At 59.9% G+C, this 25,121-nt stretch carries 23 protein-coding genes and 4 tRNA genes; 9 read left to right on the top strand and 18 right to left on the bottom strand.

What is annotated here, in order from left to right; translation table 11 throughout:
- Window positions 1-31: 31 nt before the first annotated feature.
- A complete protein-coding gene (locus CRX69_RS06585; RefSeq protein ID WP_047230463.1) occupies window positions 32-1,048 on the bottom strand; it encodes a 1-aminocyclopropane-1-carboxylate deaminase in 1,017 nt (338 codons plus the stop codon).
- A 198-nt stretch (window positions 1,049-1,246) separates the two neighbouring features.
- Between CRX69_RS06585 and CRX69_RS06580 the strand changes: the two genes are divergently transcribed.
- Window positions 1,247-1,756, top strand: a complete 510-nt coding sequence (locus CRX69_RS06580) for an Lrp/AsnC family transcriptional regulator (RefSeq protein ID WP_047230462.1) — start codon at window positions 1,247-1,249, stop codon at window positions 1,754-1,756.
- A 159-nt stretch (window positions 1,757-1,915) separates the two neighbouring features.
- Here CRX69_RS06580 and CRX69_RS06575 read toward each other — a convergent pair.
- The 4 genes from CRX69_RS06575 to CRX69_RS06560 all read right to left on the bottom strand — a co-directional run bounded on the left by CRX69_RS06575 (window position 1,916) and on the right by CRX69_RS06560 (window position 2,432).
- A tRNA-Asp gene (locus CRX69_RS06575) sits at window positions 1,916-1,992 on the bottom strand.
- Window positions 1,993-2,009: 17 nt separating this feature from the next.
- Window positions 2,010-2,085, bottom strand: a tRNA-Val gene (locus CRX69_RS06570).
- Window positions 2,086-2,259: 174 nt separating this feature from the next.
- Window positions 2,260-2,336 (bottom strand) — tRNA-Asp (locus CRX69_RS06565).
- Window positions 2,337-2,356: 20 nt separating this feature from the next.
- Window positions 2,357-2,432 (bottom strand) — tRNA-Val (locus CRX69_RS06560).
- 160 nt (window positions 2,433-2,592) lie between these two features.
- Here CRX69_RS06560 and rdgC point away from each other — a divergent pair.
- The 3 genes from rdgC to sugE all read left to right on the top strand — a co-directional run bounded on the left by rdgC (window position 2,593) and on the right by sugE (window position 5,057).
- Window positions 2,593-3,513: a recombination-associated protein RdgC gene (gene rdgC / locus CRX69_RS06555; RefSeq protein WP_047228694.1), complete on the top strand. Its 921-nt coding sequence runs from the start codon at window positions 2,593-2,595 to the stop codon at window positions 3,511-3,513.
- Window positions 3,514-3,658: 145 nt separating this feature from the next.
- Window positions 3,659-4,624 carry a bile acid:sodium symporter family protein gene (locus tag CRX69_RS06550; RefSeq protein ID WP_107321747.1) on the top strand — a complete coding sequence of 322 codons (966 nt, stop codon included), beginning with the start codon at window positions 3,659-3,661 and terminating at the stop codon, window positions 4,622-4,624.
- A 118-nt stretch (window positions 4,625-4,742) separates the two neighbouring features.
- Window positions 4,743-5,057 (top strand): quaternary ammonium compound efflux SMR transporter SugE, encoded by a 315-nt coding sequence (gene sugE, locus CRX69_RS06545; RefSeq protein WP_047228696.1) that lies wholly within the window; start codon window positions 4,743-4,745, stop codon window positions 5,055-5,057.
- 145 nt (window positions 5,058-5,202) lie between these two features.
- Here the strand turns inward: sugE and CRX69_RS06540 are convergent, their stop codons facing one another.
- From CRX69_RS06540 to CRX69_RS06525, 4 genes are all read right to left on the bottom strand, one after another.
- Window positions 5,203-7,077: an MFS transporter gene (locus tag CRX69_RS06540; RefSeq protein ID WP_107321746.1), complete on the bottom strand. Its 1,875-nt coding sequence runs from the start codon at window positions 7,075-7,077 to the stop codon at window positions 5,203-5,205.
- A gap of 80 nt (window positions 7,078-7,157) precedes the next feature.
- Window positions 7,158-8,306 (bottom strand): TDT family transporter, encoded by a 1,149-nt coding sequence (locus CRX69_RS06535; RefSeq protein WP_076383772.1) that lies wholly within the window; start codon window positions 8,304-8,306, stop codon window positions 7,158-7,160.
- 103 nt (window positions 8,307-8,409) lie between these two features.
- Window positions 8,410-8,721, bottom strand: coding sequence for a cupin domain-containing protein (locus CRX69_RS06530; protein WP_076383771.1), 312 nt, complete (start codon window positions 8,719-8,721; stop codon window positions 8,410-8,412).
- 37 nt (window positions 8,722-8,758) lie between these two features.
- Window positions 8,759-9,943: an MFS transporter gene (locus CRX69_RS06525; RefSeq protein WP_107321745.1), complete on the bottom strand. Its 1,185-nt coding sequence runs from the start codon at window positions 9,941-9,943 to the stop codon at window positions 8,759-8,761.
- Window positions 9,944-10,046: 103 nt separating this feature from the next.
- On the opposite strand from CRX69_RS06525, the gene CRX69_RS06520 reads away from it, so the two are divergent.
- Both CRX69_RS06520 and CRX69_RS06515 read left to right on the top strand, forming a co-directional pair.
- The gene (locus tag CRX69_RS06520; protein ID WP_076383769.1) at window positions 10,047-10,586 is read left to right on the top strand and encodes a TetR/AcrR family transcriptional regulator; all 540 of its coding nucleotides are present in this window, start codon (window positions 10,047-10,049) and stop codon (window positions 10,584-10,586) included.
- Window positions 10,587-10,838: 252 nt separating this feature from the next.
- On the top strand, window positions 10,839-14,309 hold the full coding sequence (locus CRX69_RS06515; protein WP_047228702.1) for a hybrid sensor histidine kinase/response regulator: 3,471 nt from the start codon (window positions 10,839-10,841) through the stop codon (window positions 14,307-14,309).
- 58 nt (window positions 14,310-14,367) lie between these two features.
- Here CRX69_RS06515 and CRX69_RS06510 read toward each other — a convergent pair whose 3' ends face one another.
- Both CRX69_RS06510 and CRX69_RS06505 read right to left on the bottom strand, forming a co-directional pair.
- On the bottom strand, window positions 14,368-15,750 hold the full coding sequence (locus tag CRX69_RS06510) for a DNA recombination protein RmuC (protein WP_177513934.1): 1,383 nt from the start codon (window positions 15,748-15,750) through the stop codon (window positions 14,368-14,370).
- A gap of 178 nt (window positions 15,751-15,928) precedes the next feature.
- Window positions 15,929-16,252, bottom strand: a complete 324-nt coding sequence (locus tag CRX69_RS06505) for an SEL1-like repeat protein (RefSeq protein ID WP_076383767.1) — start codon at window positions 16,250-16,252, stop codon at window positions 15,929-15,931.
- Window positions 16,253-17,217: 965 nt separating this feature from the next.
- On the opposite strand from CRX69_RS06505, the gene CRX69_RS06495 reads away from it, so the two are divergent.
- From CRX69_RS06495 to CRX69_RS06485, 3 genes are all read left to right on the top strand, one after another.
- Window positions 17,218-17,442 (top strand): hypothetical protein, encoded by a 225-nt coding sequence (locus CRX69_RS06495; RefSeq protein ID WP_007898912.1) that lies wholly within the window; start codon window positions 17,218-17,220, stop codon window positions 17,440-17,442.
- A 277-nt stretch (window positions 17,443-17,719) separates the two neighbouring features.
- Window positions 17,720-18,202: a hypothetical protein gene (locus CRX69_RS06490; RefSeq protein WP_047228705.1), complete on the top strand. Its 483-nt coding sequence runs from the start codon at window positions 17,720-17,722 to the stop codon at window positions 18,200-18,202.
- Window positions 18,203-18,346: 144 nt separating this feature from the next.
- A complete protein-coding gene (locus CRX69_RS06485; RefSeq protein ID WP_047228706.1) occupies window positions 18,347-19,630 on the top strand; it encodes an OmpP1/FadL family transporter in 1,284 nt (427 codons plus the stop codon).
- Between the two features lie 90 nt (window positions 19,631-19,720).
- Here the strand turns inward: CRX69_RS06485 and CRX69_RS06480 are convergent, their stop codons facing one another.
- The 7 genes from CRX69_RS06480 to cobU all read right to left on the bottom strand — a co-directional run bounded on the left by CRX69_RS06480 (window position 19,721) and on the right by cobU (window position 25,090).
- Complete coding sequence (locus CRX69_RS06480; protein WP_047228707.1) at window positions 19,721-20,272, bottom strand: glutathione peroxidase; 552 nt, start codon at window positions 20,270-20,272, stop codon at window positions 19,721-19,723.
- A 182-nt stretch (window positions 20,273-20,454) separates the two neighbouring features.
- On the bottom strand, window positions 20,455-21,663 hold the full coding sequence (locus CRX69_RS06475) for an MFS transporter (protein ID WP_076383765.1): 1,209 nt from the start codon (window positions 21,661-21,663) through the stop codon (window positions 20,455-20,457).
- A 51-nt stretch (window positions 21,664-21,714) separates the two neighbouring features.
- Window positions 21,715-22,119 (bottom strand): MarR family winged helix-turn-helix transcriptional regulator, encoded by a 405-nt coding sequence (locus tag CRX69_RS06470; RefSeq protein ID WP_047228709.1) that lies wholly within the window; start codon window positions 22,117-22,119, stop codon window positions 21,715-21,717.
- 85 nt (window positions 22,120-22,204) lie between these two features.
- Window positions 22,205-22,942: an adenosylcobinamide-GDP ribazoletransferase gene (locus tag CRX69_RS06465; protein WP_107321743.1), complete on the bottom strand. Its 738-nt coding sequence runs from the start codon at window positions 22,940-22,942 to the stop codon at window positions 22,205-22,207.
- A gap of 2 nt (window positions 22,943-22,944) precedes the next feature.
- Window positions 22,945-23,520: an alpha-ribazole phosphatase family protein gene (gene cobC / locus CRX69_RS06460; protein ID WP_076383763.1), complete on the bottom strand. Its 576-nt coding sequence runs from the start codon at window positions 23,518-23,520 to the stop codon at window positions 22,945-22,947.
- Window positions 23,517-24,572 (bottom strand): nicotinate-nucleotide--dimethylbenzimidazole phosphoribosyltransferase, encoded by a 1,056-nt coding sequence (gene cobT / locus CRX69_RS06455; RefSeq protein ID WP_107321742.1) that lies wholly within the window; start codon window positions 24,570-24,572, stop codon window positions 23,517-23,519. Before cobT ends, cobC begins: the two co-directional genes overlap by 4 nt.
- Complete coding sequence (cobU, locus tag CRX69_RS06450; protein WP_107321741.1) at window positions 24,569-25,090, bottom strand: bifunctional adenosylcobinamide kinase/adenosylcobinamide-phosphate guanylyltransferase; 522 nt, start codon at window positions 25,088-25,090, stop codon at window positions 24,569-24,571. Before cobU ends, cobT begins: the two co-directional genes overlap by 4 nt.
- Between the last annotated feature and the right edge of the window lie 31 nt (window positions 25,091-25,121).

Below are 25,121 nucleotides of genomic sequence, written 5' to 3'. Positions count from 1 at the left end.
AGCGTCAACGCTTTACGGACTTGAAGCGCAATCATCCGTTGCGGAACAGGAAGCTATAGGCGTTCAGCGCGGGAACCCCGCCCAAATGCGCATAAAGCACTTTCGAGCCTTCAGGGAACTCACCACGACGCACCATATCAATCATCCCGTGCATGGATTTACCTTCATACACCGGGTCTGTCAGTACGCCCTCAAGGCTCGCGCACAGTCGGATAGCTTCCAGCGTGCCGTCGTTGGGCAAGCCATATTCCGGGTAGGCGAAGCGCGTATCGAGGACCACGTCCTCTTCAGTGATCTCCCGACCCAGCTCCACCAACTCAGCGGTGTGCCGGGCAATGCGCAGAATCTGTGCCTTGGTCTGCTCCGGTTTGGCCGAGGCGTCGATACCGATGACGTTCTTCGAGCGGCCGTCGGCAGCGAAACCGACCACCATGCCGGCCTGGGTACTACCGGTCACCGAACAGACCACAATGTAATCAAACTTGAAGCCCAGTTCTTTTTCCTGCTGCCGTACCTCTTCGGCGAAACCCACGAACCCGAGGCCGCCGTAGGGATGCTCGGAACACCCCGCCGGGATCGGGAATGGCTTGCCACCTCGCTCGACCACGTCGCTCATGGCCTTCTCCCAGCTAGGACGAATGCCGATGTCAAACCCGGCGGCGTCCAGACGTACCTCTGCACCCATGATCCGGGACATCTCGATATTGCCTACCCGGTCATACACCGCATCGGAGTAGTTCACCCAGTTTTCCTGCACCAGTACGCACTTCATGCCCAGGTGAGCAGCGACGGCGGCTACCTGGCGGGTCTGGTTCGACTGGATTCCGCCGATGGAAACCAGGGTATCGCAGCCTTGCTCAAGTGCTTCGGGAATCAGGTATTCAAGCTTGCGGGTTTTGTTCCCGCCGAAAGCCAGGCCACTGTTGCAGTCTTCACGCTTGGCATACAACTGCACCTTGCCGCCCAAATGTTCGCTGAGACGCTTCAAGGGGGTGATGGGAGAGGGACCAAAGGTCAGCGGATAACGTTCGAAACGATTCAGGTTCATGACTCTGCTCCTTGTGTATTGAATATCCAAGCACCAGGCCGAAAGACAAAGGCTGCCTTCCAGGCTATTTCAGGGGGGCTTCGATGAGTTCAATATTAAGAAGAATATGAAAAATATGTGTTGCAAGTCTAAGGTACTTAAAGAACTATTATTTACGCAAACAATTACAGAACATACTTTAGTTGTTCGGGAAGAGAGATGAGCGCAACAAATAATCACAAGAAGCCTGAAGAAACAGCTGCGGCGCCGCAACCGCTTGATCGAACCGACCGAGCGATTCTCAAGACCCTGCAGCGCGATGCCTCCATCTCCAATGTGGCGCTTGCAGAGAAGGTGAAACTGAGCGCGCCGGCTTGCCTCAGGCGCGTCGAACGGCTCAAGCAGGCCGGCCTGATCAAGGGCATCGTCGCATTGCTGGACAGTGAGGCGCTGGACGCGGGAATGGTGGTGTTGATCGGCGTGGTACTGGACCGCTCCACACCGCAATCCTTTGCAGATTTCGAGGCGGCCGCACAAAAGGTATCCGGCTGTATGGAATGCCATGTGGTGACGGGAGAATTCGACTATTTCATGTTGCTGCGAACCAAGGACAGCCACAGCTTCAATCGACTGCATGCCGAACAGTTGCTTTACCTGCCCGGTGTTCGGCAGATCCGCTCGTTCATGGGGTTGCGCCAGGTCTTGTCGACGACCCACATACCCATTTGATGCTCATATCCGCCGAGGGGCAGCACCTGCTATATCACGGCCGTGCCGTTTGCTGGGCTGCTGATGGATTGCGATGAAACGCCATAAACGAAAAAAGCGGCCAAGGGCCGCTTATTCGGTAGCTTCCAGGCGTTCAGTGGGCCTAAGTGGAAGCGAATATGGCGCAGCGGACGGGACTCGAACCCGCGACCCCCGGCGTGACAGGCCGGTATTCTAACCGACTGAACTACCGCTGCGCGTAACATTGAAAGCTTGGTGGGTGATGACGGGATCGAACCGCCGACATTCTGCTTGTAAGGCAGACGCTCTCCCAGCTGAGCTAATCACCCTTCACTTTCGATGCGGGGCGCATTCTCTCACAAATTTTCGTAACGTGCTGATTTAATTAACTATTCAGCAAAAAATGTGATTAACGTGCACCGCAGGAACTGCAAACAGCAAAAAGCCCGCGTTAGCGGGCTTTCTGTGGTGATCTGGCGTTCAGTGTTCCAGATTACCGAATATGGCGCAGCGGACGGGACTCGAACCCGCGACCCCCGGCGTGACAGGCCGGTATTCTAACCGACTGAACTACCGCTGCGCGTAACACTTTGGAGCGAATGGTGGGTGATGACGGGATCGAACCGCCGACATTCTGCTTGTAAGGCAGACGCTCTCCCAGCTGAGCTAATCACCCTTCGCTTTCGGTGTGGCGCGCATTCTACGGAGCGTCCTCAAAGCTGGCAAGCACTTTTTAATTTAATTTTTTCAGGCCTTCCAAAGGCTTAGCGAAGGGTTGGCCTATGGCGCCGCGAAGAGAATAATGCCCCCCTTTGTATAAAGGAGAGACTCACCCCATGTGGTTCAAAAACCTGCTTATCTATCGCCTGACCCAAGATCTGCCTTTTGATGCCGAGGCGTTGGAAACTGCACTGGCCAGCAAACTGGCGCGTCCATGTGCAAGCCAGGAGTTGACCACTTACGGTTTCGTCGCGCCGTTCGGTAAAGGCGAAGACGCACCTCTGGTGCACATCAGCCAGGATTTCCTGCTGATCGCCGCACGCAAGGAAGAACGCATCCTGCCAGGCAGCGTCGTACGCGATGCCCTGAAAGAAAAGGTCGAAGAGATCGAAGCCGAACAAATGCGCAAGGTCTATAAAAAGGAACGGGACCAGCTCAAGGATGAAATCATCCAGGCGTTTCTGCCTCGCGCGTTCATTCGTCGCTCGTCCACCTTCGCTGCCATCGCACCGAAACAGGGTCTGATCCTGGTCAACTCCGCCAGCCCGAAACGCGCCGAAGACCTGCTCTCCACCCTGCGCGAAGTCCTCGGCTCGCTGCCGGTGCGCCCACTGACTGTGAAAACCGCACCCACCGCCATCATGACCGACTGGGTCAAGACTCAGAAAGCCGCCGACGATTTCTTCGTGCTGGATGAATGCGAGCTGCGCGACACTCACGAAGATGGCGGCATTGTGCGTTGCAAGCGTCAGGACCTGACCAGCGACGAAATCCAGTTGCACTTGAACACCGGCAAGGTGGTGACCCAACTGTCGCTGGCCTGGCAGGACAAGCTGTCTTTCGTGCTCGACGACAAAATGGTGGTCAAGCGCCTGAAGTTCGAAGACTTGCTGCAGGACCAGGCGGAACAGGACGGCGGCGACGAGGCCCTCGGCCAACTGGACGCCAGCTTCACGCTGATGATGTTGACGTTTGGCGAGTTCCTGCCGGCGCTGGTAGAAGCGTTGGGTGGTGAAGAGATGCCTCAGGGGATCTGACAGCCCAATGATTACCCTTGTGGGAGCGAGCCTGCTCGCGATGGCAGAGTGACAGTTACCGACAGGTTGCCTGATACTCCGCCATCGCGAGCAGGCTCGCTCCCACATTGTTTTTGTGGTGCTACTTAATAATAAGGATCAGGTCATGCGCGCACTGGCTGCATTGAGTCGTTTTGTCGGCAATACCTTCGCTTACTGGGTGCTGTTTTTTGCCGTGCTGGCATTCTTGCTACCGCAATGGTTCGTCGACCTGAAAGTCGCCATCGTCCCCTTGCTGGGGCTGGTGATGTTCGGCATGGGCCTGGCGCTCAAGCTGGAGGACTTTGCCGAAGTGGGCCGTCATCCAGGGCGGGTGGTCCTGGGGGTGATTGCACAATTTGTCATCATGCCCGGCGTGGCGTGGCTGCTCTGCCAAGTATTCAGCCTGCCACCGGAGATTGCCGTCGGGGTGATTCTGGTGGGTTGCTGTCCGAGCGGCACCTCCTCCAATGTCATGACCTGGTTGGCCCGCGGCGACCTGGCTTTGGCCGTGTCGCTTTCGGCCATTACCACCCTGCTCGCGCCTTTGCTGACCCCGGCGCTGATCTGGCTGCTGGCTTCCGCCTGGTTGCCGGTGTCGTTCTCGGCGCTTTTCTGGTCGATCCTGCAGATCGTACTGCTGCCTATCGTGCTGGGCATCGTTGCTCAACGCCTGTTGGGAGAGCGGGTTCGTCACGCGGTGGAAGTGCTACCGCTGATCTCGGTAGTGAGCATCGTGATCATTGTTGCGGCGGTAGTGGCGGCCAGTCAGGCGAAGATCGCCGAGTCCGGCCTGCTGATCATGGCGATCGTGATGCTGCATAACAGCTTCGGTTACCTGTTGGGTTACTTCACCGCTCGCCTGTTCGGGTTGCCACTGGCCCAGCGCAAGACCTTGTCGCTGGAGGTGGGCATGCAAAACTCCGGTCTGGGCGCAGCCCTAGCCAGTGCGCATTTCTCGCCGCTGGCGGCGGTGCCCAGCGCGCTGTTCAGCGTCTGGCACAATATTTCCGGGGCGCTGCTCTCGACGTATTTCCGCCGTATGAGCGAAAAGCAGGACCGTGAACTGCTCGCCCGCCAAGCGGCGGACTGAAAGACAGACTTGATCGAGTGGTCAATAATGGGCAATCTATATGCCCATCGCGGGGACGACCCCGCCACTCGATCGACCTAAATCCGGGGACGACCCCATCCATCGATGGAGGTGTGTGATGTCCTGGATCATTCTGTTTTTTGCCGGCCTGTTCGAAGTCGGTTGGGCTGTCGGCCTGAAGTACACCGACGGTTTCAGCCGCCCGCTCCCTACCGTATTGACCGTTGCGGCCATGGCTATCAGCCTTGGCCTGCTGGGCCTTGCGATGAAGGAACTGCCCCTGGGCACGGCCTATGCCATCTGGACCGGTGTCGGTGCCGTGGGCACGGTGATTGCCGGAATCATTCTGTTTGGTGAATCCATGGCGCTGGTTCGGCTAGCCAGTGTGGCGTTGATCGTTGCCGGGTTGATCGGACTTAAGGCCAGCGCCTGAACTCACCTGCAGGAACAATCTCTGTAGACACAGAGGCTTGTAGGGCTGGACCTGTGGGAGCAAGGCTTGCCCGCGAGGCGGTCTCAAGGACGCTATCGCGAGCAAGCTTTGCTCTCACATACCTACTTTCACAAGGCGTCTCTCGTTATCTGACAGCCCCGCGCAACTCCCCCACCAACGCCTGCAACTTCGCCGGTTCCGCCACCTCAACGGCGACCGCCGGCCCCGCCACTAACGTCACCCGCGACCACAACCGGCGAAACAGCCCCTTGTTCGGGTCACGACTGAAGAAACTGCCCCACAACCCCTGCAACGCCAGGGGAATCACCGGCACAGGTGTTTCCTGAAGAATGCGCGTCAGTCCGCCCTTGAACTCATTGATCTCACCATCGGCCGTCAATTTTCCTTCGGGGAAGATGCACACCAACTCGCCGTTCTGCAGGTATTGAGCGATGCGTGTAAAAGCGCTTTCGTAGATATGAATGTCTTCCTGGCGCCCGGCAATTGGAATCGTCCCGGCGGTGCGAAAGATGAAATTGAGCACTGGCAGGTTGTAGATCTTGTAGTACATCACGAAGCGAATCGGCCGACGCACCGCGCCACCGATCAGCAACGCGTCAACGAAGGACACGTGATTGCAGACCAGCAGCGCGGCGCCTTCATCGGGAATCGCATCCAGGTTGCGATGTTCCACGCGGTACATGGAATGGCTCAGCAGCCAGATCATGAAACGCATGCTGAACTCAGGGACGATTTTGAAGATGTAGGTGTTCACGCCAATGTTCAGCAGTGACACCACCAGGAACAGCTGGGGAATCGACAGTTCCAGCAGGCCCAGCAGGACAATGGAGACAATCGCCGAGACCACCATGAACAGCGCGTTGAGAATGTTGTTGGCGGCGATGACCCGCGCCCGCTCATTCTCGGCGGTGCGCGACTGGATCAGTGCGTACAGCGGCACGATGTAGAAACCACCAAAGACACCGAGCCCGAGGATGTCGATCAGCACCAGCCAGGCGTGGCCGAAACCGAGCACTTCGAGCCAGCCGTAGCCCTCGGCGCTGCCAGGAATTCCGCCGGAATGCCACCACAACAGCAGCCCGAATACGGTCAGGCCGAACGAGCCGAAGGGAACCAGGCCGATCTCGACTTTACGCCCGGACAGCTTCTCGCACAGCATCGAACCCACGGCGATCCCCACCGAGAACACCGTCAGGATCAAGGTCACCACGGTTTCATCACCGTGCATCCAGTCCTTGGCGTAGGCCGGGATCTGTGTCAGATAAATCGCCCCGACAAACCAGAACCACGAGTTGCCGACAATGGAGCGGGACACCGCAGGGGTTTGTCCCAGGCCCAGTTTAAGCGTGGCCCAGGACTGGCTGAAAATGTTCCAGTTCAGGCGCATCTGCGGTGAAGCTGCCGCCGCCCGCGGAATGCCGCGACTCGCCAGGTAACCGGCTACGGCGATAACGATAATCGACGTTGCCACGACCGGCGCGTAATGCGCCGAGGACATCATGATCCCAGCGCCGATAGTGCCCAAGAGGATCGCCAGGAATGTGCCCATCTCCACTAGGCCATTGCCGCCGACCAGTTCGTCCTCGCGCAGCGCTTGCGGCAGGATCGAATATTTCACCGGCCCGAACAGCGCCGACTGGGTACCCATGGCGAACAGCGCCGCCAGCATCAACCACAAGTGATCGAACAGGAAACCCACCGCGCCGATCGCCATGATGGCGATTTCGCCGAATTTGATCAGACGAATCAACGCATCCTTGGCGAATTTTTCCCCGAACTGCCCTGCCAGTGCCGAGAACAAGAAGAACGGCAAGATAAACAGCAGCGCACACAGATTGACCCAGATCGAGCGGTCGCCCTCGATGGTCAGCCGATAGAGAATCGCCAGGATCAACGACTGCTTGAACACGTTGTCGTTGAACGCGCCAAGGGACTGTGTGATGAAAAACGGCAGGAAACGCCGCGTGCGGAGCAAGGTGAACTGCGAGGGGTGACTCATCTTCCATGTTCCTGAGTGGCGTGGTCGCTTATTGGAATGAGGTTTTTCGATCCAGGCCACACATTACCTGTCTTTAACGATTATTTCGCCAGCCCCGCAATGCATGGCGACACGAACAGCTCACCGTGCCAGGCGCCGAGCACCGTGCGGCGGCCGACGATCAGCCACATCACCGCCAGCATCGCCACCAGTACACAACCGAACACAGTAAAAAAACCCAGGCTCAGCAAGCTCGCCAGCTTCAGCGTTGCCAGCGCATACACGCCCAAGGGGAAGGTAAAGCCCCACCACCCGAGGTTGAACGGGATGCCAGTGCGCAAATAGCGTGCGGTGATCAGCAGCGCCATCAGCATCCACCAGAACCCGAAGCCCCACAGGGTGATACCGGCCACCACGCCCACGCCGGCGGCGACTTCACCTAAGCCCGGCAAGCCATTGGCGGCAAAAATCAGCGGCGCATCGCCTCCCAGCAACAACATGCCCAGAGCACCGGTCCCGATCGGGCCGAGGGCCAGCCAGCTCGAGGCGGCCATGTTTTCGTGGGGTAGTTTGTGCAGGGCCATGCGCAGCAGCAGAATCGTCAGGATGCTGAACGCTACGGGTAGGGAAAATGCCCAGAGGATGTAGCTGGTGACCAGCATCACCAGTTGCGAATGAGCGTCTGCCAAGTGCGGTGCCAACAACCCGCCACTGGCGGCGGCGACTTCAGCGGCCACCACGGGCAATAGCCACACGGCGGTCATCTGATCGATCCGGTGTTCCTGGCGGGTGAACATCAAAAACGGAATCAGCACGCCGCAGGCCAAGGACATCGCCACGTCGATCCACCACAACGTTTCCGCCAGCGGCACCACGCCCTCGCCCCACCGTGGCAAACCGAATACCAACAAGCCATTGATGAGGGTCGCCAGCCCCATGGGGATGGTGCCGAAGAACATCGAAACCGTTGAATGACCGAAAATCCGCCGGGCCTCGTCGAAGAACAACACCCAACGGGCGGTGTACAGCCCAGTGAACAACACGAACAACAGGACATTGAACAACCATACCCCTTCGGCCAGGCCGCGCAGGCCTGGGACATCCCCCGGCCATTGCGCCAGGGCCAGGGCCAATACACCGGTGCCCATGACGACAGCAAACCAGTTAGGTGTGAACTGGCGAATGGCTTCCAATGGCCTGGGCAAATGACTGAGTGGGCGCAAACGGTTGGTTGCAGCACAGCATGGCATGGCGAACTCCTGCTCTGGGACGAGATAGAGCCATGCTAGATTCAAATCGAATATCTATATAACGGGTAATTTCTCTATATATTATCGATTATGCAAATATTGATCAGATACTGCCCTTGGTCTCGATCACCAGAATTCTCGCCTCTCCCAATGGCTTGGCCAGATGTTCGGTGCCCACCGATGCATAGAAAATATCCCCCGCACTCAGCAAGGTATCTTTTTCGATACCGTCTTCCCGATAGCACATCTGCACTTGCCCATCGAGCACCACGAAGACTTCCTGACCTTCATTGATGTGCCATTTGTAGGGCTGATCGGTCCAGTGCAGACGCGTGGTAATGCCGTTCATGTCGGCGATATCCAACGCCGCCCAGGCGCGGTCGCCGGTGAAGGATTTGCTGCGGATGATGTTCAACCCAGATCGCCCCAAAGAAAACACACAGGCGCCAAGGTTAACCCAAACCAGGCGCTGGCCGCGCCTGACGCGACAGCCCGAGCAAGGCGACGGTCGACAGCACAATCAACACCGCGCCATAGCCATCGGTGGTCGGGATCAGCCCAAAGACCCGGGTCAGGCTTCCCGCCAGCAGCGACGGCAGGCTGAAAGCCAGATAGCTGAGGACATAAAACGCTGACATCAACCCGGCCCGTTCATGGGGCAAGGCCAACGGCATGATGCTGCGCAATGCTCCCAGAAAGCCCGCGCCGAAACCGCTGCCAGTGACCAGCGTGCCGACGAAGAACAACGGCAAGCTAGCAGCGTGCACCGCGATCAATACCAGCGCCAGACCGACCATCAACAGGCTGGCGGCCAGGCGCAGCATTTTGTCGGCCATCTGGTTGCGCAGCGTGTAGATACTCAACGCTCCGGTGAGCGTCAGCACCGCCACCAGCGCGCCGCCAATCAGGTTGGAGGTGGTGCCGGTTGCGGCCCGCACCAATGACGGCGCCAGTGATAAGTAGAAGCCGCCCACCGCCCAGGCCACCAGGTTCAAGGGCAGTATCAGCCACAAGGCGCGCCGTGCCTGGATCGGCACATGCAAGGTGGGGCGCAAAGATCGCCAGGCACCGGGCTGCGGGCTGACGCTCTCGGCCAGAAACCAGAGGTAAATGGCCTGGATCAGGAACAATCCCAGCAGAATCCAGTACGTCAGTTGCAGGGGCAACGGCGCGAACTCGGCCAACATGCCGCAGCCAAATGCTCCGCAAGCCATGCCCAGCAAGGGCGCGACGCTGGTGATCAGCGGACCTTGCCGACGATCGAAGTCCAGCAAGGCAGCGCCAAGCACACTGGTGGCCATGCCCGTCGCGAAGCCCTGAATCAACCGTGCACCGATCAACCAGGCGATACTGTCGGCGTTGATAAACAGCAGCATTGCCAGCATGTTGAGCAACAGCGCTACGAAAATCACCGGTTTGCGTCCCAGATAATCCGACAACGAACCCACGGTCAGCAACGCCGCTAACAGACTGAACGCGTACACACCGAAAATCAGCGTCAGGACCCCAGGGGAAAATTGCATCTGTTCCTGGTAGAGGTGATACAGCGGGGTTGGCGCACTGGACGCTGCGAGGAAACCGAGCAGGGTGATCGCCAGGAATATCAAACTGGCACGGGTCGAAGCTGGACGGGACATGGGCACACTCCACAAGGCGATCCACAAAAGCTAATTTTTTGCTTTTGCGGAGTGTGCTATCGACGCGCGCTTAAAGCAAATTCTTTGTGTTAAGGTCCGATCCATGGCTATTAAAGAAGGTTTACGTCCCGGCGGCAGAAGCGCCCGGGTACAAGAGTCGATTCATTCGGCGGTTCGCAGCCTGCTCCAGGAGCAGGACCGCGCCACCCTGACCGTACCGCAAATCGCGGCCCGCGCAGGCGTAACCCCGTCCACCATTTACCGGCGCTGGGGCGACCTGCCGGCATTGCTGGGTGACGTCGCGATTGCCCGCATGCGCCCGGACTGCGCACCGCTGGACACCGGCAGCCTGCGCGGGGATCTTCGCGCCTGGGCCGAACAGTACCTGGACGAAATGAGCTCCGAGCCCGGTCGCAACATGATGCGCGACATTCAGGCCTGCGCCACGCCGGGCTATTGCGTGGGAATCATCAGCGGCCAGTTGCAGACGATCCTGGATCGCTATCCTGACGAGCCAAACCCCGGGGTCGAGCGACTGATCAATGTGGTGGTCGCGCCGACGGTGTTTCGCATCCTCTTTGCCACCGCGCCGTTGGCGGTTGAGGAGTTGTATCGGTTGGTGGATATCGCGTTGGCCCAGTAATACCGCCATCGCGAGCAGGCTCGCTCCCACATTTGAGCAGTTGTGAATACAAAATCCATCTTCGCCGAAGATCCAGTGTGGGAGCGAGCCTGCTCGCGATGAGGCCGACCAGCACACCCCATGCCCCATTGCTGAGCGCAACCGGCGATACCTCGACACGCCTCGACCTTGGTCGACACTGACGAACCCGAGCGGGCATGCGAGACTGTTCTGCCGGGCACTGCCCCCGGGGTCTTTCGTTCAGGAGCTTCCATGTCGTTGTCCAGCGGGCTGATTGCCGTTGTTGCCCTGGCCTATATGGCCATCCTGTTCGCCATCGCCTTCTACGGCGACCGGCGCAGCACACCGTTGCCCCCTCGGGTGCGGGCGTGGGTCTACAGCCTGTCGCTGGCGGTGTACTGCACCAGCTGGACATTTTTTGGCGCGGTGGGCCAGGCTGCCGAACAACTCTGGTCATTCCTGCCGATTTACCTCGGGCCGATCCTGTTGCTGGTGCTGGCCCCGTGGGTCTTGCAGAAAATGGTGATGATCAGCAAGCAGGAAAACATCACCTCCATCGCTGACTTCATCGCCGCCCGCTATGGCAAATCCCAGTCCCTGGCGATTGTGATTGCCCTGATTTGCCTGGTGGGTGTGTTGCCGTACATTGCCTTGCAGCTCAAGGGCATCGTGCTCGGGGTGAACCTGCTCATCGGCGCCGGGGCCGACACCACGGGCACCCGCGCCCAGGACACGGCGCTGATCGTTTCACTGATCCTCGCGCTGTTCACCATCGTGTTCGGCACCCGCAACCTGGACGCCACCGAGCACCACCGAGGCATGGTATTGGCCATTGCCTTTGAATCGCTGGTCAAGCTGTTCGCCTTCCTTGCCGTTGGCGCCTTTGTCACGTACGGGCTCTACGACGGATTCGACGATCTGTTCAACCAGGCGATGCTCGCGCCGCGGCTGGAACAATACTGGAAAGAAACCATCAACTGGCCGTCCATGGTGGTGCAGACCGGGGTGGCGATGATGGCGATCATCTGCTTGCCGCGGCAGTTTCACGTGACCGTGGTCGAGAACATCGAGCCCCAGGACCTGCGCCTGGCCAAGTGGGTGTTCCCCGCCTACCTGGCCCTGGCGGCGTTGTTCGTGGTGCCCATCGCCCTCGCCGGGCAAATGATGCTGCCCGACTCGGTGCTGCCGGATTCATTCGTCATCAGCCTACCGTTGGCCCAGGCCCACCCGGCGCTGGCGGTGCTTGCGTTCATTGGCGGCGCCTCGGCGGCCACCGGCATGGTCATCGTGGCGAGTGTCGCGCTCTCCACCATGGTGTCCAACGACATGCTGCTGCCTTGGCTGTTGCGCCGCAACAACGCCGAGCGGCCCTTTGAAGTGTTTCGCCAGTGGATGCTGTCGGTTCGCCGGGTGAGCATTGTGGTGATCCTGCTGCTGGCCTATGTCAGCTACCGCCTGCTGGGGTCGACGGCGAGCCTGGCGACCATCGGCCAGATCGCCTTCGCCGCCGTGACCCAACTGGCGCCTGCCATGCTCGGCGCGCTGTACTGGAAACAGGCCAACCGTCGCGGGGTGTTCGCCGGCCTCGCCATGGGGATTTTCCTGTGGTTCTACACCTTGGTGTTGCCGATCGCGGCCCACAGCCTGGGCTGGTCGCTGAACAGTTTCCCGGGGCTTGCGTGGCTGCATGGCAACCCCTTGAACCTGCCGATTTCACCGCTGACCCAAGGGGTCGTGTTATCCCTGGCCGGTAACTTCACCCTGTTTGCCTGGATCTCCGTACTGTCGCGCACCCGCGTGTCGGAACACTGGCAGGCCGGACGCTTCATCGGCCAGGAAATCAGCGCCCGCCCCAACCCCCGCTCGATGCTGGCGGTGCACATAGATGACCTGTTGCAACTGGCCGCGCGCTTCGTTGGCGAAGAACGGGCGCGCCAGAGTTTCATTCGCTTTGCCTACCGCCAGGGCAAAGGCTTCAACCCGAACCAGAATGCCGACAGCGAATGGATCGCCCACACCGAACGGCTCCTGGCGGGTGTGCTGGGGGCTTCGTCGACGCGCGCAGTAGTAAAAGCCGCGATTGAAGGTCGGGAGATGCAGTTGGAGGATGTGGTCCGAATCGCGGATGAAGCCTCGGAAGTACTGCAATTCAACCGTGCACTGCTGCAAGGTGCCATCGAAAACATCACCCAAGGCATCAGCGTGGTCGATCAGTCCCTCAGGCTGGTGGCCTGGAACCGCCGATACCTGGAGCTGTTCAACTATCCGGACGGTTTGATCAGTGTGGGTCGGCCCATCGCCGACATCATCCGCTACAACGCCGAGCGCGGCCTTTGTGGCCCGGGCGAAGCAGAGGTCCATGTCGCTCGACGCCTGCACTGGATGCGCCAGGGCCGTGCACACACCTCTGAACGGCTGTTTCCCAATGGCCGGGTGATCGAGCTGATCGGCAACCCCATGCCCGGCGGCGGTTTTGTCATGAGTTTTACCGACATCACCGCTTTCCGCGAAGCCGAACAGGCCCTGACGGAAGCCAATGAAGGATTGGAACAACGGGTGGCGGAACGCACCCGGGAACTGTCGCAACTGAACATGGCCCTGACCGAAGCCAAAGGCACCGCCGAGTCGGCCTACCAATCCAAGACCCGTTTCCTGGCAGCAGTCAGTCATGACCTGATGCAGCCGCTCAACGCCGCACGCCTGTTCTCCGCAGCGCTGTCCCATCAGCACGACGCCTTGCCGAGCGAGGCCCGGCAACTGGTACACCACCTGGACAGTTCGCTGCGCTCGGCCGAAGACCTGATCACCGATCTGCTGGACATTTCCCGCCTGGAAAACGGCAAGATCAACCCTGACCGCAATCCATTTGCCCTCAACGAACTGTTCGATACCCTGGGCGCCGAGTTCAAGGTACTGGCCCAGGAACAAGGCCTCAAATTCCGGGTGCGGGGCTCACGACTACGGGTCGACAGCGACATCAAGTTGCTACGTCGTGTGTTGCAGAACTTCCTCACCAATGCCTTCCGCTATGCCAAAGGCCCGGTACTGCTGGGCGTTCGCCGTCGCAATGGCGAATTGTGCCTGGAGGTGTGGGATCGCGGCCCGGGCATCGCCGAAGACAAACTGCAGGTCATTTTCGAAGAGTTCAAACGTCTCGACAGCCATCAGACCCGTGCGGAAAAAGGCCTGGGCCTGGGCCTGGCGATCGCCGACGGGCTGTGCCGCGTGCTGGGTCACACCTTGCGGGTGCGTTCCTGGCCGGGGCGCGGCAGTGTCTTCAGCGTCAGCGTACCGCTGGCCCAGGCGCAGACTGCCTTGCCCAAGCCCGCAGCCGAACTCAACGGTCATTTACCAAAAGGCGCCCAGGTGCTGTGTGTCGATAACGAAGACAGCATTCTGATCGGCATGAACAGCCTGCTCACTCGCTGGGGCTGCCAGGTGTGGACCGCGCGCAACCGCCAGGAGTGCGAGCGTTTGCTCAGCGAGGGAGGCCGACCGCAACTGGCCCTGGTGGATTTTCACCTGGACAATGGAGAAACCGGAACCGAGCTGATGGCCTGGTTACGCAGCCGTATGGGTGAACCTATACCAGGCGTGGTGATCAGCGCCGATGGCCGCCCCGAGACGGTGGCGCAGGTGCATGCGGCGGGTCTGGACTACTTGGCCAAACCGGTGAAACCGGCCGCATTGAGGGCGTTGTTGAGTCGGCATTTGCCGTTGTAGAGAATCGATTTCCCACTGTCAGGCACACACTGCCTGGCATCAAGCCCAGGTTTTTACATCAAGCCTGAGGCTTTTCGGTCTCTTCAGGCAGTTCGGGCAGCCCATCGACATCGGTCATTGCCCGTTCGAGCAGTTCGGCTGGCAGGCTTTTGCTGGCCCGGGCGCCGAGCAATTTGAGTTGTTCGCTGCGGCTGATCAGATTGCCACGCCCTTCTGTGAGTTTGTTGCGCGCCGCACTATAGGCTTTGTCCAGTTGCTGCAAACGGCTGCCTATTTCGTCCAGGTCCTGAATGAACAGTACGAACTTGTCGTACAGCCACCCTGCCCGCTCGGCGATTTCCCGGGCGTTCTGACTCTGGCGCTCCTGTTTCCACAAGCTGTCGATCACCCGCAACGTCGCCAATAGCGTCGTCGGGCTGACGATCACGATGTTGCGGTCGAAGGCTTCCTGGAACAGGTTCGATTCGGCTTGCAGCGCGGCAGAAAACGCGGCCTCGATCGGTACGAACAACAACACGAAATCCAGGCTGTGCAAACCATCCAGGCGCTTGTAATCCTTGCCGGCCAGACCTTTGACGTGGGCCCGCAAAGAGACCACGTGCTGCTTGAGAGCGAGTTGGCCGATGCTGTCGTCCTCGGCGGCCACATATTGTTGATAGGCCGTAAGACTGACCTTGGAATCCACCACCACCTGCTTGTCGCCGGGCAGGTAAATCAGCACGTCCGGCTGGAACCGTTCGCCGTCCGGGCCCTTGAGGCTGACCTGGGTCTGATACTCGCGGCCCTTCTCCAGGCCGGCGTGTTCAAGCACCCGCTCCAGAATCAGCTCACCCCAGTTACCCTGGGTCTTCTGGCCTTTGAGGGCACGGGTCAGATTGGTCGCTTCATCGCTCAGGCGCAGGTTCAGCTGTTGCAGCCGTTCCAACTCCTTGCCCAGGGAGAAGCGTTCCCGCGCCTCGGCTTGATAGCTTTCCTCGACACGTTTTTCAAAGGATTGGATGCGCTCCTTCAGCGGGTCGAGCAACTGCCCCAAGCGCTGCTGACTGGTTTCCGCGAAGCGTTGCTCACGCTCATCGAAGATCTTTCCTGCCAGCTCGGCGAACTGTGCCCGCAACTCGTCTCGCGAACCTTGCAGGTCGTCCAGACGTTGCTGATGACTTTCCTGTTGCTCACGCAGTTCGGCGTGCAACGAAGCCGCCTGGGCATCAAGACGCCGCAATTCCGCTTCTTTTGCGGCGCGCTCCAAGTTCCAGGCGTGGGCTGCGTCTCGGGCATTGTCGCGTTCGATCTGCAACAACTCGACTTCGCGACAAGCGGCGGCAAGCTCGGCTTGCCGGGCGGCGTTGGCCTGGCCCAGGTCGCTGATTTCATCGCGGCACGCATCGAGCTGGGCGTTCAAACCGTCGTGGGCCATGTGGGCGGTGGCCAGACGCTCCTCCATTAACGCGAGTTCGGTTTGCGCGGCGCTGGCCTGGCGTTGCAGGTGCCAGGCCAGGGCGAGCAACGGCACCGCAGCACCCGCCAGGCCAAACAACAGGCTGGTCAAATCCATAGCCATGACAATTCCCGCCGATGAAATAAAGCCCGCAGGTTAACCAAGCGGCCAGGGGATGCCCAGCTCAGTCTTCGATTTCACCCAGCGCCTGGCGCGCACGATGATCCCCGGCCCTGGCAGCCTGACGCAGCAGATCCTGGCCAATACGGCGATCGCGCGCGTTCCCGCATTCACGGCACATCAGCTGACCGAGGCGACTTTGCGCAGCTACCACGCCTTCCCGGGCTGGTTGCTTGAGTAAACGGCCGGCCAAGTGTTTGACACTGGTGTTTTCCCCAAGGCGCGGGCTGTCGAGCAGCCATTCGGCCACGCGCATCGAAATGCGTTTGGGTGGGGTAACACCGGCGGGTGTGGAGGTAACAGGATTTGATACTGAGCGAAACTTCATAAAGCACTGTGGGACAGATCAGGAAGGCGCGCCACTCTACTCCTTTTTTCGCACGGGTAAAGTCGAAAAAATCCGGCACGCCCGTGCTAGAGCAAGCGCTTGGGACAATCCACAGAAGCTGTGGATAACTCAGTGGACAACCCCCCCTGAAGTCGCCGTAAGCCCTGTGGAACGGGGCCTGCGCTCAAACTGACGATTTTTTCACCAGTAAAAAAAAGCGATGTTTTTCATTGACTTAAATTTTGGATACAGGCACCCACCCCAGATTGTTTCCACATGACAATACGGTGACAACCACCGCATCGAGTGTGCACAAGTAACACGTGAAATGGTTATATGGTTGCGCCGTTTTGGCTCATTTGCGCGGTAAAACCTGGGGATAACCTGACGACGTGCTGGCCGTTGTCCGTCGGCTAAGCGCAAAACCATTGATCGGTTCCTGTGCTATGGCCGATCACCGATGGGCAAACAAGCGATCAGTCGGCGACCAGGCAGGATATTTTTTCCCATCGTCCTTCCCTTCGACCACTCGATCCGTTACTATCCGCGGCGTTAGTACCAAGCTGAAAGTCAATTCCGGGTCGAATACATCTCCACGGTCAGCCTTCTTCAAGAGAAGCCTCACCGACAAAAAGAGACCGACCCCCTCGATGGTTTCCAGGTAATTCTTGCGTCAACACTGCCTTTGATCGATTGCAAAGGATGTTGCCAGACTCGTTACTCTGACCGAACCAGCCTGCAAAATTGATCAGGATCTTCACCCCGGGCCCAGAACCTTTGCCCTTGATGTGTTGCCTGCCCTCCTAAGTACCTACCTGCCAGCCCAAGCGCGCACTTTATATAGCGCTCAAACTGGCTGCTTTGTTCCAGTCGGGTTCTTCGTTCGACCAATGGTGGTCGACGTTACTGGAACGTTTTAACGTTGCACGGTTCTTAACCGTGTCATTTGTAGGAACACCCATAACATGTCGACTCAAATCCATACACAGGATGCCATCCGCACCCTAACCAACGCTTTTGCCCCAATGAACTGCCTGATCATGGCCGCTCGCAAAGGCTGCTTCAGCTTCACGCTGGTCAACGAACATGGCATCGCCCGTCACAGCGAACGCCTGTACCCCGATCAGTACTCCAGCGCAGAACCGCTGCAGGCCGTGATCGAGCGTACCCGTCAGGCACTGGTTGCCTGATACGCCGCAAAGGCTGAAACCCTAAGGCCCCGCCCCAAAAGCGGGGTTTTTTATTGCCCAGAATTTCTCGATAAAGCGCAACGGCTTAAGCACCGGGGGATATAACGGTTATAACCGTTCGGCGAAGATGTTTTAAAAACAGTCCTTTACAGCGGGAATATGACACTACACTTCAAGTCAAGCGGCATGATCCGCTTCCGGCGGAGCCTGAACCGAACCACCGCTGCCAAGCCCACACCCATTTCAGGCTCTGCCCCTTTCACGTTTCGAGGGTTTTATGGGTATCGCTGCCAGCGAACTGTGTCGATATGTGATCCGCCCGACGCTCCTGTACCTGGAGCGCCACAGTGCAACGGCGGAATCCTTGTTGCTGGGGATTGCCGCCAGCCAGTCCGCCCTGGGATCAGCCCTGCATGACCGTCGCGGGCACGGCCTGTACCGCATTCCCGAACCCCGCCACCGGGCGCTCTGGGACCATTACCTGGCTCTGGATCCGGAACGAGCCAGCCTGGTTCGGGGCCTGGCCAGCCAGCACGCCTTTCTCAGCGGCCCGCACCTGGAATTGACCGTCAATCTGCGTTACGCCACCGCCATTGCCTGGCTTTTGGTGGAGGAACAGAACCTCGCGCTTCCTGAAGCCGATGACCTGTTAGGCATGGCCCGGATCTGGCGCCAGACATTTCACCCTCAAGGGCGCCTGCGGGATTTCACCTGCGCCTGGCAAAGTTGTGTTTCGCCGCTGAATCAGGTCGCCTGCTAAGGTCAGATCTGGAAAGTTCCTACAACAGCCGCGAATTTGGTCTGATTGTCCTACAAAACCGCTCTAAATCAAGCCATACAGCCTATAGCGCTTAAACGAAAATGTTGGTAATTTTCGCCCCGGTGATCACCTGGAGTTCTAACAATGAAAAAAATGATGCTCAAAACCACCCTTGGCCTTGCCGTTACCTTGGCATCCACGCAGATTTTCGCCAGTGGCTTTGCCTTGAACGAACAAAGCATCAGTGGCATGGGCACCGGTTTCGCTGGGCGTTCTTCCTCTGCCGATGATGCAAGCACTGTGTTTGGCAACCCGGCCGGCATGTCGCGCCTCAAGCGCCAGCAAGTTACGGGCGGTATGGCCGCTATCGACGCGTCCACCGACATCAACGACGCCAGCGGTAGCCAATCGGGCACCAACAAGGGCGACATGGTGCCGTTCACTGCCGTTCCGATGGGCTATTACGTCAAGCCTATCGATGATCAATGGGCTTTCGGCCTGGGTGTATACGCACCGTTCGGCCTGATCACCGATTATGAAAGCAGCTTCCAGGGTCGCAACTTCGGCAGCAAGAGCGAAGTGAAAGTCGTCGCCTTCCAGCCCACCGTCAGCTACGCCTTCAACGACAAGGTGTCGATCGGTTTCGGCCCGACCATCAACCACATTTCCGGCGCACTGGAATCGACCCTGACCACGCCGCTTTCACCGAACGATGGCGAAGTGAAGATCAAGGGCGACGACATTGGCTATGGCTACAATATCGGCGTGCTGGTCCAGGCGACCGACACCACTCGTGTTGGCCTGACCTACCACTCCAAGGTCAAGTACAAACTTGAAGGCCACACCAAGGTAAGCCCGGGTGCCGGCACTCCTGCCGGGTTCCTGAGCGGGGCGCGTTATGACGCTTCGCTGGACATCACGACACCTGAATCGGTGGACTTTTCGGTCACCCAGCAGCTCAACGATGCCTGGACCCTTTATGCCGGCAGCACCTGGACTCGCTGGAGCCGCTTGAAAGAAATCACCGTGGACAACGAAGGCGTCACGCCTGCAAACGGTGGTGCACTGGCCCCTGCGTTCCTTGGCACCATTACCGAGGAACAGAACTGGCATGACACCTGGGCCTACGCCATCGGTACGTCCTACCAGTTGAACAAACAGTGGGTGCTGCGTACCGGCCTGACTTTCGACCAGTCACCTACCAACAACATCGACCGCTCGCCACGCATCCCTACCGGCGACCGGACCATCTTCAGCCTGGGTGCAGGTTGGAGCCCGACCGAAGACCTGACCATCGACGTGGCGTATTCCTATCTCAAGGAAGAGAAAGTCAGCGTCAATCACAGCAACGCTCTGGGCCAGTCCTACAACGCTGAATACGAAAACAGCGCAAATGGCTTCGGTGTCGGTGCAACCTACCGTTTCTGATGATTCATGGCGGGCCTGAACCCCTCGCCATCTGAAGCGAAAAAAAGCCCCGCACTCTGCAAAGAGGCGGGGCTTTTTCGTGACTGGCGATCAGGGGCGGGAGGCGATGGCCGCTTCTACCGCCTGGATGAATTCAGGATCGTCGGGTTTGGTCCGACTGGAGAAGCTGGCGACGACTTTACCCTGGCGGTCCACGACATACTTGTAGAAGTTCCATTTCGGTGCCCCGGACTGTTCGGCCAGATGCTTGAACAACGGGATGGCGTCCGCGCCGCGTACCGGTTGGGGCTCGGTCATGGTGAAGGTCACGCCATAATTGACGTAGCAGACCTTGGCCGTCTCTTCGCCGTCCTTGGATTCCTGTTTGAAGTCATTGGACGGTACTCCCAGCACTTGCAGACCGTCACCTTTATAGCGCTGGTTGAGTGCCTCCAGACCTTTGAACTGCGGGGCGAAACCACAGAAGCTGGCAGTGTTGACCACCACCAGCGGCTGGCCGGCGAAACGCTGGCACAGATCGATGTTTTCCTTGGCCCGCAACTTGGGCAGCGAGCCCTCCAGCATGGGTGGGCAGTCAGCGGCCCATACGTGCCCGGTCAAAGCCAGCAGCAGAGCGGGTACAGCAAACCTGCGCATCAGCATGTCGCAATCTCCTTGAAAGCACGTCAGACCCCGACGTTACTCCCCCCTACCCGGCGCCTCCACCGCTCAGCAGGTGCCCATACCCAGTTGCATCAACGCCAGCCCGCCCTGATGCCACCCCCACCAGGCGACCACCAGCAGCAGGCCGGCACCGGCAGCAATCAACCACGGGCCTACGCGGCTCATGCCGCACCTGCCTGAACTTGCAGCCGCGCCACCGGACGCTCACGCACCGGCCAGTTCAACGCCGCCGCCAGCAGACTGAGCAGGATCGACACCTGCCAGATCAAGTCATAACTGCCGGTTCGGTCGTATACCACCCCACCCAGCCAGCCCCCCAGGAACGAACCTAACTGGTGGAACAGGAACACGATCCCACCCAACATTGAGAGATTTCGTACACCAAACAACGTCGCTACCGTGCCGTTGGTCAAAGGCACCGTCGACAGCCACAAAAAGCCCATCGCCATCCCGAACAGGTAAGCCGTGGTAGTCGTCACCGGCAACCACAGGAACAAGCCAATCACCACCGCCCGCAACAGGTACAACCCGGTCAGCAAGCGCGGCTTGGACATCCGACCGCCCAACCAGCCTGCGGTGTAGGTGCCGAAGATATTGAACAGGCCGACCAGGGCCAGCACGGTCGTGCCGACGCTGGCCGCCAGGTGCTGGTCCACCAGATAGGCCGGCAAATGCACGCCAATGAATACCACTTGGAACCCACAGACAAAAAAGCCAACCGCCAGCAGCCAGAAGCCGGAGTGGCTGCAGGCCTCGCGCAGCGCTTCGGACAAGGTTTGCTCATGACCGGTCAGCGGCGCAGGGGTGTCCTTGAGCATGCTCACCAGCGGCACGATCAGCGCCACCAGCAGCCCCAGCGCCAACAGCGCGGCAGACCAGCCGAGCCAGCCAATCAGCCCCAGCGTGCCAGGCAACATGGCGAATTGGCCGAAGGAGCCGGCAGCGCTGGCGATCCCCATGCCCATGCTGCGTTTTTCCGGCGGCACAGCACGCCCGACCACGCCGAGGATCACCGAAAACGACGTGCCGGACAGACCGATACCAATCAACAGACCCGCGCTCAATGAAAGCGACCATGGCGAGTCGGCCATGCCCATGAAGACCAGACCGAGGGCATACAGCACGCCACCGATGAGCACGACTTTCGCGGCACCGAAGCGGTCGGCCAGCGCCCCGGTAAAAGGTTGCGCCAAGCCCCAGATCAAGTTCTGCAAGGCAATGGCGAAGGCAAACACCTCACGACCCCAGCCAAACTCGGCACTCATCGGCGCCAGAAACAGCCCGAAGCCATGCCGTACACCCAGGGACAACGCCAGGATCAGCGCGCCGCCCACCAGAACCCAACCACAGGTACGCCACATCGATGTCATTTTATTCTCCGGTCACGGGTATATACCCGCTTATCTTCGAACGAACCGGCTTCACGCCAGTTCATCCAGCAAGGCCAGCAACGTTGCGCGCTTTTCGGCGCCCAGCTTATCGATCAATCGTTGTTGCGCCGCTTCCCAGGCCGGCAACGCCGCCGCCAGCCGGGCATGCCCGGCTTCAGTGAGTTCGACAATGCGATTGCGCAAGTCTTCACCTTCGGCCAGCGCCACCAGCCCCTCACCTTCCAGTACCCGCAGGTTGCGCCCCAGGGTGCTGCGGTCCAGGCCCATGGCCTCGGCCAGGGAAGAGATACTCGGTTGGTCCAGGCGCGCCAGGTTGCTCAGCAAGGAATACTGGGCGACGTTGATCCCGAAGCCGTCGAGGGCGCCGTCGTAATACCTGCTGACGCCCCGAGCGGCGCGACGCAGGTTGATGCACAAACATTGGGAGGCAAGCATAGTGCGTGTATATACCCGCGATTAAGGGAATGCAAATTTTAATTCAGGAAATTTCAAACTGAATCCCCAGCCAGACAGGTAGCGCTCAATTCCAGATCAGCACCAGCCCCACCAACACCACCATTTCAAGCAGCTCCAGCAAGGCGCCTGCCGTATCCCCGGTACACCCTCCCAGCCTGCGCAACATCATCTGGCGCAACCCGATAAATACCGTTAGAGCGATGACCAGCGCCGATACCCCGACCCAGCCCGCCACCAGCAGGCCCCCTAGCGCACAGGCCAGCAATACCTGCCAGCCGCTGTGGCGCGGCAGATGGTCGGCGAGCGCCTGCCCTAACCCGCCGGCACGCACGTATGGGGTGGTCAGGAATAACCCCAGCAACGCGCCACGCCCCAACACCGGCACGATGATCAATGCCAGGGTTTGTCGCTGCTCGATCAGGGCCAGCAATGCGGCGAATTTGAGCAGCAGCACCAACACCAGCGTAATCACCGCAATCGGCCCGCTGCGAGGGTCTTTCATGATCAGCAGCGTACGCTCGCGATCGCCAAAACCGCCGAGCCAGGCATCCGCGCTGTCGGCCAGCCCGTCCAGGTGCAGGCCGCCGCTAAGCAGCACCCAAGCGGTGAGCAACAGGGCTCCATGGAGCAGCAGCGGCGTGCCAAGCAACAGGGCATCAAGCCCCCACAACAAGCCTCCGAACAACAGACCTACCAGCGGATAAAACAGCAACGAACGCCCCAACTGCGCAGGCTCAGGCATGCCCGGCAAGCGAACCGGCAGGCTGCTCAGGAACTGCAAGGCGATCCAGAACGCCAGCATCTTCAGCCCTCTTCCTTCAACACCGAACCAGGCGACACCCGAAGAGAAAACAGCGCGCCATGAGCCACTTCTACATTGAGCAACTGCTCCCGAGGCAGACCCCGGGCTCGCGCCAGCAGCAAGCGCATCACCCCGCCATGGCTGACCAGCAATACGCGCTGCCCTGCATACGCGGTCCTCAGGCGTTCAACCGCCGCCAGGACTCGCTTCGAAAACTCCAGCACCGGCTCGCCGTCTGGCGGGGTGAATGCGTAGGGATCGGCCCAAAAGCGGCCCAGCGCCTCGGCGTCGGTGTCCATCAACGCCGCCGCGCTGCAGCCTTCCCAGGCGCCGAAATGCAGCTCCTGCAGACCCTTGTCCAGGTGCACCGGCACATCGAGCTGGACGCCGAGTTGCTCAGTGAAACGGGCGCAACGCTGCAACGGCGAACTCACCAGCCGATCCCAGGGCCCGCGCGCCGCGACCGCCTCGCGCATCTGCTGCCAGCCCCTGTCCGTCAAGGCATCGTCGAGGCTGCCACGCAGCCCGCCGCCCAGTTCGGTCTCGCCGTGGCGCAGCAGGTCCAGGTGCAAAGTCATGCCGGGCGATCCGCCACAGCCGCTTCGGCAAACGTCGCCATCTGCCCGTGAAGATCACACGCCAGGCGCAACAGCGGCACCGCCAACGCCGCACCACTGCCCTCACCCAGGCGCAGGCCCAGGTCCATGAGCGGCTCAGCGCCGAGTGTTTCCAGAACGTGCCGATGCCCCGGCTCGGCACCGCGATGGCCGAACAACAGCCATTGCCTGCATTGAGGATTGAGACGCACCGCCACCAGTGCTGCGACGCTGCAGATGAAACCATCCACCAGCACCGCAACGCCCTGCTGGGCGCAGGCCAGATACGCGCCAGCCAACGCTGCGATTTCAAACCCGCCCAGGTTGAACAGTGTTTGCAGTGGATCGTTACGCTGTGCACCGTGCAACGCCAGGGCGCGCTCGATGACTTGAGCCTTGCGGCTGACACCCGCGGCGTCCAGCCCGGTGCCCGGCCCGACCAGGTGAGTCACCGGGCAGTCAAGCAAGGCACAGGCCAGGGCACTGGCCGCCGTGGTGTTGCCGATGCCCATTTCGCCGCCGATGAACAGCTGCGTTCCGGCGGCGACAGCACGCAACACACTGTCACGTCCGGCCAGCAATGCCTGCTCGCCTTGGGTCACGGTCATCGCCGGCCCCTGCACGAAATTCGCGGTACCTGGCCCCACGTTCAGATGCCGCACACCGGGTAGCGCCAGCGAAGGCGTCACAGTGCCCAGGTCAACCACTTCCAACGAGGCGCCCAGTTGCCGCGCCAGTACACTGATCGCCGCGCCGCCGCTGACGAAATTGAGGAGCATCTGCCCGGTGACTTCCTGGGGATAGGCCGATACGCCTTCGGCCACCACACCATGATCACCTGCGAAAATTGCGATCCAGAGTTGATCCAGGCTCGGCTTGACCTGCCCTTGCAAACCCGCCAGTTGCACCGCCACTGCCTCGAGTCGCCCCAGGGAACCGGCCGGTTTGGTCAGTTGTTGCTGACGAACCGCGGCCTGCTCCAGGGCCTGGGTGTCGAGGGGCTTGCACGGGTCCAGCCACCAGCGATGATTCATAACGCAGTACCTTTGAGAGTCAGGGGCAAGCCGGCAACGGTCAGCACGACGCGCTGGCAACGTTCGGCCAAAGCTTGATGCAGCCAACCGGCTTCATCGACATAACGGCGAGTCAACTCGCCCAGCGGCACGACACCCATTCCGGTCTCGTTGCTGACAAAAATGATTTCGCCCGGCAGCGCGCCAACGCACTCCAGCAAAGCGTCACGCTCGGCCGTCAACTGCTCGAGGTTGTCGAGCATCAGCAGATTGGTCAGCCACAGGGTCAGGCAATCCACCAACAGGCATTGCCCTGAACCGGCGTTATCGCGCAGCACCCGCGCCAGGGCCAACGGCTCCTCCACCAGCGCCCATTCGGCCGGACGGCGAGCGCGGTGTTGGGCGACCCGTTCGTTCATCTCGCCGTCCAGGGGTTGGCTGGTGGCGATGTAGGTAACGGGCAATCGGCTGTCTGTGGCGAGCTTTTCGGCCAGGCGACTCTTACCGGAGCGGGCGCCGCCGAGGATCAGTTGCAGCATGTTTTTTACCTTTCAAATTGGCGGTGTTGCT

This window comes from Pseudomonas rhizophila (assembly GCF_003033885.1).
In the GTDB taxonomy this organism is placed as follows: domain Bacteria; phylum Pseudomonadota; class Gammaproteobacteria; order Pseudomonadales; family Pseudomonadaceae; genus Aquipseudomonas; species Aquipseudomonas rhizophila.
The sequence above is the reverse complement of the archived record's forward strand: the minus strand, read 5'-3'. Positions and strand labels throughout refer to the sequence as shown.

Bases quoted from the DNA above. Each gene is read 5' to 3' on its own strand.
- rdgC (WP_047228694.1), top strand. From the start codon at position 2,593: ATGTGGTTCAAAAACCTGCTTATCTATCGCCTGACCCAAGATCTGCCT.
- CRX69_RS06580 (WP_047230462.1), top strand. From the start codon at position 1,247: ATGAGCGCAACAAATAATCACAAGAAGCCTGAAGAAACAGCTGCGGCG.
- cobU (WP_107321741.1), bottom strand. From the start codon at position 25,090: ATGCTGCAACTGATCCTCGGCGGCGCCCGCTCCGGTAAGAGTCGCCTG.
- CRX69_RS06525 (WP_107321745.1), bottom strand. From the start codon at position 9,943: ATGTCCCGTCCAGCTTCGACCCGTGCCAGTTTGATATTCCTGGCGATC.
- CRX69_RS06550 (WP_107321747.1), top strand. From the start codon at position 3,659: ATGCGCGCACTGGCTGCATTGAGTCGTTTTGTCGGCAATACCTTCGCT.
- CRX69_RS06505 (WP_076383767.1), bottom strand. From the start codon at position 16,252: ATGAAGTTTCGCTCAGTATCAAATCCTGTTACCTCCACACCCGCCGGT.
- CRX69_RS06535 (WP_076383772.1), bottom strand. From the start codon at position 8,306: ATGCCATGCTGTGCTGCAACCAACCGTTTGCGCCCACTCAGTCATTTG.
- CRX69_RS06510 (WP_177513934.1), bottom strand. From the start codon at position 15,750: ATGGAGGAGCGTCTGGCCACCGCCCACATGGCCCACGACGGTTTGAAC.
- CRX69_RS06515 (WP_047228702.1), top strand. From the start codon at position 10,839: ATGTCGTTGTCCAGCGGGCTGATTGCCGTTGTTGCCCTGGCCTATATG.
- sugE (WP_047228696.1), top strand. From the start codon at position 4,743: ATGTCCTGGATCATTCTGTTTTTTGCCGGCCTGTTCGAAGTCGGTTGG.
- cobT (WP_107321742.1), bottom strand. From the start codon at position 24,572: ATGAATCATCGCTGGTGGCTGGACCCGTGCAAGCCCCTCGACACCCAG.
- CRX69_RS06465 (WP_107321743.1), bottom strand. From the start codon at position 22,942: ATGCTGGCGTTCTGGATCGCCTTGCAGTTCCTGAGCAGCCTGCCGGTT.
- CRX69_RS06490 (WP_047228705.1), top strand. From the start codon at position 17,720: ATGGGTATCGCTGCCAGCGAACTGTGTCGATATGTGATCCGCCCGACG.
- CRX69_RS06495 (WP_007898912.1), top strand. From the start codon at position 17,218: ATGTCGACTCAAATCCATACACAGGATGCCATCCGCACCCTAACCAAC.
- CRX69_RS06520 (WP_076383769.1), top strand. From the start codon at position 10,047: ATGGCTATTAAAGAAGGTTTACGTCCCGGCGGCAGAAGCGCCCGGGTA.
- cobC (WP_076383763.1), bottom strand. From the start codon at position 23,520: ATGACTTTGCACCTGGACCTGCTGCGCCACGGCGAGACCGAACTGGGC.
- CRX69_RS06585 (WP_047230463.1), bottom strand. From the start codon at position 1,048: ATGAACCTGAATCGTTTCGAACGTTATCCGCTGACCTTTGGTCCCTCT.
- CRX69_RS06475 (WP_076383765.1), bottom strand. From the start codon at position 21,663: ATGACATCGATGTGGCGTACCTGTGGTTGGGTTCTGGTGGGCGGCGCG.
- CRX69_RS06470 (WP_047228709.1), bottom strand. From the start codon at position 22,119: ATGCTTGCCTCCCAATGTTTGTGCATCAACCTGCGTCGCGCCGCTCGG.
- CRX69_RS06540 (WP_107321746.1), bottom strand. From the start codon at position 7,077: ATGAGTCACCCCTCGCAGTTCACCTTGCTCCGCACGCGGCGTTTCCTG.
- CRX69_RS06480 (WP_047228707.1), bottom strand. From the start codon at position 20,272: ATGCTGATGCGCAGGTTTGCTGTACCCGCTCTGCTGCTGGCTTTGACC.
- CRX69_RS06485 (WP_047228706.1), top strand. From the start codon at position 18,347: ATGAAAAAAATGATGCTCAAAACCACCCTTGGCCTTGCCGTTACCTTG.